Genomic DNA, 11,940 nt, shown 5'->3' with positions numbered 1-11,940 from the left:
GCCTCGCGGGTGAGAGCGGAAGCTCCCGACCGACTTACTCGGCCTTGGTGATCAGGTGGTACAGCGGCACCGAGTTCCAGCCGAACTCGACGTTCTCGACGCCCGCGGCCCAGCCGCCGGTGACGTTCGAGTACCACAGCGGGATCGCCGGCAGGTCCGTGAAGAGGACCGTCTGGGCCTCCTGGAACTTGGCCTGAGCCTCCTCCGGGTCGGTCGCGCTGATGCCCTCCTCGAGCAGCTGGTCGAACTCCGGGTTGGAGTACTTGCCGTCGTTGCCGCCCGCGCCCGTGGCGTAGAGCGGGCCGAGGAAGTTGTACAGACCGGGGTAGTCGGCCTGCCATCCGGCGCGGTACGGGCCGACCGTCCCGGCGTCACGCGCGTCGAGCAGCGTGGCGAAGTCCGGGTACGGGTCGCCCTTGGCGGTGATGCCCAGCGTGTTCGAGATCTGGTTCACGACAGCGTCGACCCAGGTCTGGTGACCGCCGTCGGCGTTGTACGCGAGGGTGAACTCGCCCTCGAACGGGGCGATCTCCTCGGCCTGAGCCCACAGCTCCTGGGCCTTCTCGGGGTCGTACTCGAGGACCTCGCTGCCGGGGACCGAGTCGCTCCAGCCGTCGATCACGGGCGACGTGAAGTCGCTCGCCGGCGTGCGGGTGCCGTGGAAGACCACGTCGGTGACCTCTTCGCGGTTGATCGCGTGCGAGATCGCGGCGCGGCGCAGCTGGCCCTCCTCGGTGGTCGACGAGAACTGCTCGATCCACTCGGGGATGACGAACGACTGGAAGATCGCGGCGGCCTGGTTGACCGTGCGGCCCTCGAGGTCGCTCTCGTAGGTCTCGAACGCCGAGTCCGGGATCGCGTCCAGGACGTCGAGGTTGCCGGCCTGCAGATCGGAGTACGCCGCGTCCTGCGAGGCGTAGAAGACGATGTCCAGGCCGCCGTTCATCGGCTCGCGCGGGCCCTCGTAGTCGGGGTTCGCCACGAGGTCGATGCGGACGTCGTGCTGCCACGCGTCCTCGCCGTCGAGCATGTACGGGCCGTTGCCGATCGGGTTCTGGCCGAACGCCTCGATGTCGTCGAACGCGACGTCGGGCAGCGGGTAGAACGCCGAGTAGCCGAGACGTTGCGCGAAGTCCGACGCCGGCTTGTTCAGCGTGATCGTGAACGTGTAGTCGTCGACGACCTCGAGGCCCGTGAGCTCCGAGTCCTCGTCGTACGAGAAGCCCTCGATGTCCTCGAAGAAGTACGCGGCGTAGTGCGCGTTGCTCGCCTGGGCGCCCAGGTTCCACGCCTTGGTGAAGTTGTCGGCAGTGACCTCTTCGCCGTTCGTGAAGGTCGTGCCCTCCTTGAGCTTGACCGTCAGCTGCGTGGGCGAGTCGACGGTGATCTCCTCGGCGACCTCGTTGACGACCGAGCCGTCGGCCTCGTACGTGATCAGACCCGCGTAGATCGAGTCGACGATCTTGCCGCCGCCCGTCTCGCCGGTCATCGTCGGGATGAGCGGGTACTGGGGCTCCGAGCCGTTGGTCGTGATGACGGCCGTGGTCGCAGCCGGGGTCTCGCTGCCGCCGGTCTCGCCGCCGCCGCCGGCGCAGCCGGCGAGCACGAAGCTGCCGCTACCCAGCAGCGCGAGGCCCGCGAGGGCGATCTTGTTGCGCTTCACAGGGTTCCTCCTGGGGAAGGTTGGGTGTCCCCGCCGGGCATGGTTGACCGGCGGGCGATGCGATGACTCTAAGCCTCACATCGGTCTGTCCCAAAGTTTGAGCAGAACCGTTACATAGCCTTTACCCGGCTCGCCGTCGATTGGGCAATCTGTCGATTTCAGCGAAGTTTCGACCAGATGACCGATCGATCGTCGTGGCAAGGTAGCCGAGTGCAGCCGACCGATCCCTTCCCCGGAATCGCCCCGCCGCAGGCCCGCGCGCGCCTGAAGGCCGAGGTCGCGATCGTGCTCGCGCTCACGGTGGGCCAGTCCGCGCTCTACGCCGTGCTGGCGCTCGTGCGCCGTCTGCTGGATCCCCGCCCCCTGTCCCAGCAGTCGGCCCAGCTCAACACCCCGCTCGACGCCGCGGTGCTGTGGGACATCCTGTACCGGGTGCTCGACGTGGGGTTCGACCTCATGCTCGTGGTGCTCGTGGTGTTCCTGCTGTGGGAGCCGGGTCGCGGCGCCCTCCGGAGGCTCGGTCTCGACTTCACCCGGTTCGGCCTGGACCTGGGCCGCGGCGTGGCGCTGGTCGCCGCGATCGGCATCCCCGGCATCGCGCTGTACGTGGCCGGACGGCTGGCGGGCGTGACCGTCGCGGTCGAGGCCTCCCCCGGCGGGCTCGACTGGTGGACGGTGCCGCTGCTGCTGCTCTCCGCGCTGCGCGCCGGGCTGATCGAGGAGGTGATCGTCGTCGGCTATCTCGGCGACCGCCTCTCGCGGCTCGGCTGGGGCCCCTGGCGGATCATCGTGGCGGCGTCGCTCCTGCGCGGGGTCTATCACGCCTACCAGGGCTTCGGCGCGATCGCGGGCAACGTGGTGATGGGGCTGGTGTTCGGCTGGTGCTACCGCCGCTGGGGACGCCTGATGCCGCTGGTCGTGGCGCACACCGTCATCGACGCGATCGCGTTCGTGGGGTACCCGCTCGCGGCCGCCCTCCTGCCCGACCTGTTCTGACGCTCGTCCCCAGGGCACGATCCGGACACAGGGCGCCGAGATCCCCGCGTGTCGCGCGCGCGGAGGGCCCGGGAGCGGGATCCTTGCCTCATGTTCTCGCTCGCACGTCGTTCCGGACACGCGTTCGGACTCCTGGTGGCCGAAGAAGCCCGCCAGAACGGCTGGCTCACCCGGCTCGAGCACGCGGTCGAACGCGACGACGTCGTCGCCGTCCGGCCCGGCGTGTACCTGCCGGCCCGCCGGTGGCGGTCCCTGTCGGGGGCCGACCGCACGCTCGCCCGGATCTACGCGGTGGCTCTCACGACGCCGGACGCGGTGTTCGCCTTCCACTCGGCCGCGGCGCTGTACCGCCTGCCGCTGCCCGGGGACGAGATCGCCGACGTACACGTGCTCGGCGGCGAGCCCGCCGAGGGGCTGATCGTGCATCCGGCCGCGTCGCACGACGGCGCCCCGGAGATCGCCGAGCGGTTCGGGCTCCGCGCCACCTCGCCCGTGCAGACGGTGCTCGACATGGCCGACGTCCTCGACTACGAGGATGCGCTCGCCCTCGTGCGCGCCGCCATCCACCCCGCACCGGGAACGCGGTTCGACGAGCCGCCCCTGTGCACGAGGGCCGAGCTGCTCGACGCGGCGCAGGCGGTCGCACGGCGCACGGGCGACGAGAGGCCGCTCACGGTGGCGCAGGCCGCGGAGTCCGACCGGCTCGCCGCCTGACGGGCGCGCTCAGCGACCGGCGATCCGGTGCTGGAGTCCCGCGCGCACCGCGGGCCACTCGGTGTCCAGGATCGAGAAGACCACGGTGTCGCGGATGACGCCGTCCTCGGTCATCGAGTGGTTGCGGAGCACGCCGTCCTGCTTGGCGCCCAGCCGGGCGATCGCCGCGCGGGACTGGTGGTTGTGCCAGTGCGTGCGCAGCTCGACCGCGATGCAGCCGAGCGCCTCGAACGCCCGCTCGAGCAGCAGGAGCTTGGCCGCGGGGTTCACGCCCGTGCCGTGGGCCGCGCGGCCGAGCCAGGTCGACCCGATCTCCAGGCGCCGGTTCTGCTCGTCCAGGTTGAGGAAGGTCGTCATGCCGACCGCGCGGCCGGCACGCGCATCCACGATCGCCCACGCGGCGATCCGGCCCTCGCGGTGCAGCGCCAGGCGGCGGTCGATCTCGTCGGCCATGCCGTCGGGCGTCGGGATGCGCGTGTACCAGGTCCGGTGCAGGTCGCCCACGGCGTCCGCGAGATCCTCGCGGTGATCCGCCGTCAGCGGCTCGAGCCGGACGAGGTCGTTCTCCAGCAGCGGGGCGTCGGCGAAGGTCACCGGTTCAACCTACCGAAACCGCACCGCAGCGCTGAGACGGCAATGCCGCGCCGACACAGCGGGTGTCCACTGCTGTCTCGGCGCGGCGTTGCGGTCTCGCGGCGGAATCAGGCGAACGCCTCGATGGGCGGGCAGGCGCACACCAGGTGGCGGTCGCCGTAGGCCTGGTCGACGCGGCGCACGGGCGGCCAGTACTTGGCGGTCGGGTCGCCGCCCGCGGGGTACACGGCGACCTCGCGCGGGTACGGGTGCGGCCAGTCCGACGCCACGGCGACGGCCGCCGTGTGCGGCGCGTTCACGAGGGGGTTGTCGCCGGCGGGCCACTCCCCCGCCCGGACGCGCTCGGCCTCGGCGTGGATCGCGATCATGGCGTCGACGAAGCGGTCGAGCTCGGCCCGGTCCTCCGACTCCGTGGGCTCCACCATGAGCGTCCCCGCCACGGGGAACGACATGGTCGGGGCGTGGAAGCCGTAGTCGATCAGCCGCTTGGCGACGTCGTCGACGGTGATCCCCGTGCGCTCGCGCAGCGGACGCAGATCCAGGATGCACTCGTGCGCCACCAGGCCGTCCTCGCCCGTGTACAGCACCGGGTAGTGGTCCTCGAGGCGGGCGGCGACGTAGTTCGCCGCGAGCACCGCGGCGCTCGTGGCCTCCGTGAGGCCGTCGCGGCCCATCATCCGGATGTACGACCACGTGATCGGCAGGATGCCGGCGGAGCCGTACGGCGCGGCCGACACCGGTCCGATGCCCTCGCGCGCCGCCGCCCCCTGGGCGAACGGGTGCGAGGGCAGGTACGGCGCGAGGTGCTCCTTGACGGCCACCGGGCCGACGCCGGGCCCGCCGCCGCCGTGCGGGATCGCGAACGTCTTGTGCAGATTGAGGTGCGACACGTCGCCGCCCAGGTCGCCGAACCGGGCGTGGCCCACCAGCGCGTTGAGGTTGGCGCCGTCGATGTACACCTGGCCGCCCGCGGCGTGCACCGCCGCGGTGATGTCGAGCACGTCGTGCTCGTACACGCCGTGCGTCGACGGGTACGTGATCATGAGCGCCGCGAGCGCGTCGGCGTGGGTCGCGATCTTCGCCCGGAGGTCGGCGAGGTCCACGTCGCCGCCCTCGTTCGTCGCGACCACGACCACCTTCATGCCGGCCAGCACGGCCGACGCGGCGTTGGTGCCGTGGGCCGACGACGGGATGAGGCACACGTCGCGCTGCCGGTCCCCGCTCGCGTCGTGGTACCCGCGGATCGCGAGCAGCCCGGCCAACTCGCCCTGCGAGCCCGCGTTGGGCTGCAGCGAGACGCGGTCGTATCCGGTCACGTCGGCGAGCCAGCCCTCGAGCTGGCCGATCAGCTCGAGGTACCCGGGCACGTCCTCCGCGGGCGCGAAGGGATGGATGCGCCCGAACTCCGGCCACGTTATCGCGGCCATGGCGGTCGCGGCGTTCAGCTTCATGGTGCACGAGCCGAGCGGGATCATGCCGCGGTCGAGCGCGTAGTCCTTGTCGGCCAGGCGCTTCAGGTACCGCATCATGGCGGTCTCGCTGCGGTGCGCGTGGAAGACCCGGTGCGTGAGGTACTCGTCCTCGCGCGCCAGGACGTCCGGAAGGCCGCGCAGATCGATCGCGGCCTCGAACTCCTCGGGCGCGGTCCCGCCGAACGCGGCGATCACGAGCTTCAGGTCGTCGGTGGTCGTGGCCTCGCCGACCGAGATGCCGACGGTGTCGGCGTCGGCCAGGTGCAGCAGCACCCCGCGCTCGCGCGCGTCGGCGACCACGGCCTCGGCGCGGCCGGGCACCCGGACGGTCAGCGTGTCGAAGAACGTGTCGCCCACCGGCTCGGCGCCCGCCGCGGCGAGCGCGTCGCGCAGCAGCGCGGTCTTCGTGGCGATCTCGGTCGCGATCGTGCGCAGGCCGTCGGGGCCGTGGTAGACCGCGTACATCGAGGCCATGACGGCGAGCAGCACCTGAGCCGTGCAGATGTTTGACGTCGCCTTCTCACGCCGGATGTGCTGCTCGCGCGTCTGCAGGGCGAGGCGATAGGCCGTGTGGCCCTCGGCGTCGACCGAGACGCCGACCAGGCGGCCCGGCAGCTGCCGCTCGAGCCCCTGCCGCACGGCCATGTACCCGGCGTGCGGGCCGCCGAAGCCGAGCGGCACGCCGAAGCGCTGCGTCGAGCCCACCACGATGTCCGCGCCCAGCGAGCCCGGGGACGAGATCAGCGTGAGCGCCATGAGGTCGGCCGCCACGACGACCTGGCCGCCCGCGACGTGCACGGCGTCGATCACACCGGACGGATCCCAGATGCGGCCGGAGGCGCCCGGGTACTGGATGAGCGCGCCGAACGCGCCCTCCGGAAGGGCCGCGCCGCCCGCGAGGTCGAGCTCGACGATCTCCACCCCGAGCACGCCGGCCCGCAGGCGCAGCATCGCCTTCGTCTGCGGCAGAGCGTCGGCGTCGACCGCGAACACGTCGCCGCCGCCCTTGACGGCACGGCGCGCGACGAGCATGCCCTCGACCACGGCCGTGGACTCGTCGAGCATGGACGCGTTCGCGATCGGCAGGCCGGTCAGGTCGCCCACCATGGTCTGGAAGTTGAGGAGCGCCTCCAGGCGGCCCTGCGAGATCTCGGGCTGGTAGGGCGTGTAGGCCGTGTACCAGGACGGGTTCTCGAGCACGTTCCGCTGGATGACCGACGGCGTCAGCGTGTCGCTGTAGCCCAGGCCGATCATGGGCGTGCGCACGCGGTTGCGGCCGGCCAGGGCGCGCAGCTCGGCGAGCGCCTCGGCCTCCGAGACGCCCTCGCGCGGAAGCAGGCCCGCGCCCTTCGGCGCACCGGTCCGGATCACGGCGGGGACCGCGGCGTCCATGAACCGGGCGAGCGGCCGGCGGCCGTCCGGCGCGATGCCGACGGCCGCGGCCATCTCCTCGTGATCGCGCGCGGACGTGCCGATGTGCCGCGCGGCGTACTCGGTGGAGCTCACGCGTCGCCGCCGGTGAGCGCGACGTAGGCGTCCCGGTCGAGCAGCCCGGACGGCTCGCCGGTCACCCGCACGCGGATCAGCCACGCGGCGAAGGCGTCCGCGTTGACCTGCGCCGGGTCGGCGTCGACGTCCGCGTTGACCTCGACGACCTCCCCGTCGACGGGCGCGTAGAGCTCCGACACCGACTTGGTCGACTCGATCTCGCCGAATACCTGGCCGGCGGTCACGGTCTGGCCGACCGCGGGCAGGTCGACGTAGACGACGTCGCCGAGCTGGTCGGCGGCGAAGTCCGTGACGCCGATGGTCGCGAGGTCCCCCTCGAGGGCGACCCACTCGTGCTCGGCGGTGTACTTGAGGGCGGTGAGATCGGTCATGAGTTCCTCCGGTAGAAGGGCAGGGCGGTCACGGTCGCGGGGATGCGCGTGCCGCGGACGTCGATGGTCAGATCGGCTGCGTCGGCGGCGTCCGGCCGCACGAACGCCATGGCGATGGGATGGCCGAGCGTCGGACTGAGCGCCCCGCTGGTGACCTCGCCCACGAGGTCGTCGCCGCGGAACACGCCGTAGCCGGCGCGGCCCGCGCGGCGCCCCTCGGCCGTCAGCCCGATCAGGACGGGCGCATCCGGGCGCGACTCGGTCGCGGCCTCCCCCACGAAGCCGGTCTTGCCGGCGGGGATGACGCGGCCGAGCCCGGCCTGCGCGGGCACGATGTCGCGGGACAGCTCGTGGCCGTAGAGCGGCATGCCCGCCTCGAGGCGCAGCGTGTCGCGCGCCGCCAGGCCGGCCGGCACGAGCCCGTGCGGCTCCCCGGCCGCGAGCAGCGCGCGCCACAGCTCGGCCGCGCGCGCGACCGGCACGAGCAGCTCGAAGCCATCCTCGCCCGTGTAGCCGGTGCGGGCGATCAGCAGCGGCTCGCCTCCGAAGAGCACGGATCCCCACGCGTAGTTCCGGATCTCGGGCAGCGGGAGCGAGAGCTCGACCACGCCCGCCGTCTCGGCGAGGATCCGTTCGGCCGTCGGGCCCTGCAGCGCGATGAGCGCGTAGTCGTCGCTCTGGTCCTCGACCGTCGCGTCGAAGCCTGCGACCCGGTCGGTGAGCTCGCGCGCCACGACCTCGCGGTTGCCCGCGTTCGCGATCACGAGGAACTCGTCGTCCTGCAGCCGGTACACGATCAGGTCGTCCACGATGCCGCCGTCCTCGGCGAGGATCATCGTGTACTTGGCGCGACCGACCGGGACGGCCGAGATGGCGCCGGCGAGCGCGTGATCGAGGAACGCGCCGGCCCCGCCGCCCTCGACGAGGATCTCGCCCATGTGCGAGATGTCGAACAGGCCGGCGGCCTGGCGCACCGCGTGGTGCTCCGCGAGGTCCGACGTGTAGCGGACGGGCATCAGCCAGCCGCCGAAGTCGGTGAAGGAGGCGCCGAGCGCCTCGTGCTCGCCGCGCAGGGGCGTGTCGCGCGGCTCCTCGGCCGGGATCCCGGCGTCCGTGGGCTGATCCATGAGTTCTCCTGACGACCTGGCGTCATCCCCGGGTCTCGGATGAGAACCGGGAGAACTCCCCCTCTGTCATGGACCTGAGAGTTTCGGCGGGAGGCGCCGCGAGGGCGGCATCCCGTCTTTCACCGTCGGCGGGAGCGTGGGCTCCGCTTTTCAGAGTGGCCCGATCCACGCGGTACGTGCACCTGAGAGATTGGCGGGGAGGCTTGCTCCTTCGGTGTCGCGGTCGCGCCCGGATCCGAGGATCCCGGCGCCCGGCGACTCTCCCGCGCGGGTCATGGGGCCGTCTTCAGTTGTGCCGCGCCGTGGGAAGCGCGCGGTGTCGGGCTCAGACTACCGCGTGCGCCCCGTCCGGACGAGGCGCCCCGGCGTCCGCGTGGCGCGCGGGGCGCTGCTCGAAGAACGCCCGCTCGTGCGCGCACGACGCGAGGAACGCCTCGCGCATCCGCCCCAGCGCGTCGGGGTCGGCGCGCGTGGCCGCGCGGTCGGCGATCCGGATCGCCCGGCGCGTCGCCTCGGCGAACGCGGGGTCGCCGTAGGTCCCGAGCCAGTCGGCATACGGATGATCCGGATGGGCCGCCGTCGCGAGCCGCCGCCCGACGTCCTCGTAGATCCAGAAGCACGGCAGCACGGCGGCGACGAGCACCCCGTAGTCGCCGGCCGCGGCGGCCGCGTCGAGGTGCGCGAGGTACGCCGCGGTCTCGGCGGACGGGGCGACGGCGGGCTCCCCCACCCGCGAGCGGTGCAGCTCGAGCTCGACCTCGATGCACGTGGCCGAGGACGCCGCCCAGAACGCGCGCTCGTCCTCGTCGCCGGCCAGCATCGCGGCGCGCGCGAGCACGGCCGAGTACGCGCGCAGGTACAGCGCGTCCTGCGCGAGGTAGTGCTCGAAGACCTCGCGGTCGAGCGATCCGTCGGTCATGCCGCGCACGAACGAGCCGGCGTCGATGGCCGCGCGGACGGGCGCCGCATCGCGCCACCACCGCTCGGTGGCCGCTCGCGGGACGCCGTCGCCGCGCCAGAGCGCGTGCGCGTGCTGCAGCGGTCCGTTCCCGCCGCCGACGTCCAGCGCCTCGGCGGCGGCGATCGCTCCGCGCAGCCACTCGCGCGCCAGCCCGGTCGCCACGACCCAGTCGCCGTGGCGGGCGAACAGCGTCGCGAGCGCGGACGACAGCGAGCAGCCCGTGCCGTGCGTGCTGCGCGTCTCGATGCGCCGGCCGGCGAACTCCGCGAGCACGCCGTCGGCGGACACGAGCGCGTCGGGGCAGGCGGGTCCCGGCAGGTGCCCGCCCTTGGCGAGGACCAGAACGCCGTGCCGCTCCGCCAGCGCGCGGGCCTGGCGCAGCGCGGCGGGCCAGTCGCCCGCCACGTCCTCGCCGACCAGCACGGCCAGCTCGGGAAGGTTCGGCGTCACGACGTCGGCCCGGGCGATGAGGTCGTGGAGCGCGTGCTCCGCGTCGTCGTCGATCAGGCGGTCGCCGCTCGTGGCGATCATGACGGGGTCGACGACCACGGCGGGCCGCTCGGCGAGCGCGTCGAGCCACCCGACCACCTCGGCGATCACCGCGGCGCCGCCGATCATCCCCGTCTTGACCGCGTCGATCCGGATGTCGGACGCCACCGCGTCGAGCTGGTCGCGCACGAACCCCGGCGGCGGGACGTGCACGCCGCTGACGGCGCGCGTGCTCTGCGCCGTCAGGGCGGTGAGAGCGGCCATGCCGTAGCCTCCGCTCGCCAGGATGGACTTCAGATCCGCCTGCACGCCCGCCCCGCCCGAGGGATCGGAGCCCGCGATCGAGAGCACGTTCGGGATGCGGGTCGACGCCTCGCGCCCGCGCATCAGGCGACCTCCGCCCACTCGTTCCGCAGCGACCGCGCGGCGTGGGCGGGGTCCTCGGCGGCGCACACGGCGCGCACGACGGCCAGCCCGGCCGCCCCGGCGCGCCGCGCCTCAGCGGCGTCGCCGTGCCCGACGCCGCCGATCGCCACACAGGGCAGGCCCGCGAGCGCCGCGAACTCGGCGAACCCGCGCCAGCCCAGCGGCTCGGGGTGGTCGGGCTTGGTCGGCGTCGCGCGGATCGCACCGACGCCGAGGTAGTCGGCCGTGCCGGCGGGGAGCGCGCGCAGCGCCGCGAGCTCATGCGGGCGGCTCGCGCTCAGGCCCACGATCGCGCCCTCGCCGAGCAGCGCGCGCACGCGGTCGACGGGCAGATCGCTCTGGCCCACGTGCACGCCGTCGACCCGGGCGCCAGCCGCCCGCGCGGCGAGCACGACATCCACCCGGTCGTCCACCACGAGCGCGGCGCGCCCGGCCACCGCCTCGGCGGAGCGCTCGACGACGTCGAGCAGCTCCGCTCCCCCGAGCTCCTTGCCGCGCACCTGCACGATCGTCGCGCCGCCGTCGACCGCCCGGCGCACGACGTCCGCGACGGCCGCCAGATCGCGCCCGGCTCGGGAGAGGATCGTGGCGACGTCGGCGACGACGTACGTGCACAGGTCGAGCGCGCGGCTCACGCTCCGGCTCCGGCGAGGAGCGGCTCGCGGCCCGCGAGGGCGGCGGGCTCGACCGTGGCCAGCGCATCCAGCAGCGCGACCGCGAAGCCGCCCGGGGCCGGCGCGACGGCGGCCGCGCGCTCCGCGGCCTCCGCGTAGAGCACGTGCGCGGCGACCGCCCCCGCGAAGGCGTCGCCGCCGGCGGCCGCGACGGCCGCGCCCACGATCGCGCCGAGCGCGCATCCGGCGCCCGTGACCCGGGTGAGGAGCGGATCGCCGCCGTGGACCCGGACGACCCGGCCGCCGTCCGCGATCAGGTCCACGGGTCCGGACACGGCGACGACCGCGCCGGTGCTCCGCGCCAGCTCGCGCGCGATTCCCGCCGTCTGCTCGACGTCGTCGGCGGCGTCGACGCCGCGGCCGCGTCCGCCCGCGCCGGCGAGCGCGAGGATCTCGGACGCGTTCCCGCGGATGACCGCCGGGCCGTCGGCGAGCAGCTCGCGCGCGAAGTCCGTGCGCAGGGACAGCGCGCCCACGCCGACGGGGTCGAGCACCCACGGCGTGCCCGCGGCTCCGGCGGCCGCGACCGCCTCGCGCATGGCCTCGCGCTGCTCGGCGCGCGGCGTGCCCAGGTTCACCAGCAGCGCCGACGCGACGCGCGCGCACTCGCGCGCCTCGCCCGGGACGTCCGCCATGACCGGCGACGCCCCCGCGGCCAGCAGCGCGTTGGCGGTGAAGTTCACCACCACGGAGTTGGTGATGCACTGCACCAGCGGTGCGTCCTCGCGCAGCCGTGCCAGCACGGCTCCCGCATCCGGACCGGACGACAGATACACGTCACTCATCAGCGACATCCCTCCGCTCGTACTAACGAGATCAGGTCGATACGGGTGTGATCTCAGTCCCCCGGTGGGGACACCCCGTGCCACTGCGAGCGATCCTATCCGGGTTGCGCCTCCCGGGCGGGCGACCTCGACCGCATAGGCTCGAGGGGTGAGCAGGAC

Annotated in this window: 10 protein-coding genes and 3 riboswitches; of the genes, 2 read left to right on the top strand and 8 right to left on the bottom strand. The window is 73.5% G+C overall.

The features are described 5' to 3' along the window. Positions 1-34: 34 nt before the first annotated feature. A complete protein-coding gene (locus tag ACYVGN_RS00770; protein WP_055989744.1) occupies positions 35-1,663 on the bottom strand; it encodes a peptide ABC transporter substrate-binding protein in 1,629 nt (542 codons plus the stop codon). Positions 1,664-1,873: 210 nt separating this feature from the next. Here ACYVGN_RS00770 and ACYVGN_RS00765 point away from each other — a divergent pair, with 210 nt between their 5' ends. Together ACYVGN_RS00765 and ACYVGN_RS00760 are read left to right on the top strand one after the other, a co-directional pair. Then, positions 1,874-2,659 carry a CPBP family intramembrane glutamic endopeptidase gene (locus ACYVGN_RS00765; protein ID WP_460788138.1) on the top strand — a complete coding sequence of 262 codons (786 nt, stop codon included), beginning with the start codon at positions 1,874-1,876 and terminating at the stop codon, positions 2,657-2,659. Positions 2,660-2,794: 135 nt separating this feature from the next. Next, positions 2,795-3,373 (top strand): hypothetical protein, encoded by a 579-nt coding sequence (locus ACYVGN_RS00760; RefSeq protein WP_460788136.1) that lies wholly within the window; start codon positions 2,795-2,797, stop codon positions 3,371-3,373. Between the two features lie 9 nt (positions 3,374-3,382). Here the strand turns inward: ACYVGN_RS00760 and ACYVGN_RS00755 are convergent, their stop codons facing one another. The 7 genes from ACYVGN_RS00755 to thiM form a co-directional block, all read right to left on the bottom strand. After that, complete coding sequence (locus ACYVGN_RS00755; RefSeq protein ID WP_460788134.1) at positions 3,383-3,967, bottom strand: GNAT family N-acetyltransferase; 585 nt, start codon at positions 3,965-3,967, stop codon at positions 3,383-3,385. 107 nt (positions 3,968-4,074) lie between these two features. Next, complete coding sequence (gene gcvP, locus ACYVGN_RS00750) at positions 4,075-6,885, bottom strand: aminomethyl-transferring glycine dehydrogenase (RefSeq protein WP_460788324.1); 2,811 nt, start codon at positions 6,883-6,885, stop codon at positions 4,075-4,077. A 56-nt stretch (positions 6,886-6,941) separates the two neighbouring features. Further along, on the bottom strand, positions 6,942-7,319 hold the full coding sequence (gcvH, locus tag ACYVGN_RS00745) for a glycine cleavage system protein GcvH (protein ID WP_460788133.1): 378 nt from the start codon (positions 7,317-7,319) through the stop codon (positions 6,942-6,944). Next, a complete protein-coding gene (gcvT, locus tag ACYVGN_RS00740) occupies positions 7,316-8,446 on the bottom strand; it encodes a glycine cleavage system aminomethyltransferase GcvT (RefSeq protein ID WP_460788131.1) in 1,131 nt (376 codons plus the stop codon). The genes gcvH and gcvT overlap by 4 nt, the downstream gene beginning before the upstream one ends. Before the next feature lie 53 nt (positions 8,447-8,499). Further along, positions 8,500-8,606, bottom strand: a riboswitch (glycine riboswitch). Next, positions 8,607-8,722: riboswitch (glycine riboswitch) on the bottom strand. It abuts the riboswitch before it with no gap. 49 nt (positions 8,723-8,771) lie between these two features. Then, positions 8,772-10,283 (bottom strand): bifunctional hydroxymethylpyrimidine kinase/phosphomethylpyrimidine kinase, encoded by a 1,512-nt coding sequence (thiD, locus tag ACYVGN_RS00735; RefSeq protein WP_460788130.1) that lies wholly within the window; start codon positions 10,281-10,283, stop codon positions 8,772-8,774. After that, positions 10,283-10,957, bottom strand: a complete 675-nt coding sequence (gene thiE / locus ACYVGN_RS00730) for a thiamine phosphate synthase (protein ID WP_460788128.1) — start codon at positions 10,955-10,957, stop codon at positions 10,283-10,285. Before thiE ends, thiD begins: the two co-directional genes overlap by 1 nt. Beyond that, positions 10,954-11,781, bottom strand: a complete 828-nt coding sequence (thiM, locus tag ACYVGN_RS00725; RefSeq protein ID WP_460788127.1) for a hydroxyethylthiazole kinase — start codon at positions 11,779-11,781, stop codon at positions 10,954-10,956. The genes thiE and thiM overlap by 4 nt, the downstream gene beginning before the upstream one ends. Then, positions 11,773-11,869: riboswitch (TPP riboswitch) on the bottom strand. Its footprint overlaps the gene before it by 9 nt. Positions 11,870-11,940 lie beyond the last annotated feature (71 nt).

Source organism: Microbacterium lacusdiani (genome assembly GCF_054779895.1).
Note: the sequence above shows the minus strand (reverse complement) of the source record. Positions and strands in the feature narration are given on the sequence as shown.

Coding starts and splice junctions, on each gene's coding strand:
- gcvT (WP_460788131.1), bottom strand. CDS start 8,446: ATGGATCAGCCCACGGACGCCGGGATCCCGGCCGAGGAGCCGCGCGAC.
- gcvH (WP_460788133.1), bottom strand. CDS start 7,319: ATGACCGATCTCACCGCCCTCAAGTACACCGCCGAGCACGAGTGGGTC.
- thiD (WP_460788130.1), bottom strand. CDS start 10,283: ATGCGCGGGCGCGAGGCGTCGACCCGCATCCCGAACGTGCTCTCGATC.
- thiM (WP_460788127.1), bottom strand. CDS start 11,781: ATGAGTGACGTGTATCTGTCGTCCGGTCCGGATGCGGGAGCCGTGCTG.
- gcvP (WP_460788324.1), bottom strand. CDS start 6,885: ATGGCCGCGGCCGTCGGCATCGCGCCGGACGGCCGCCGGCCGCTCGCC.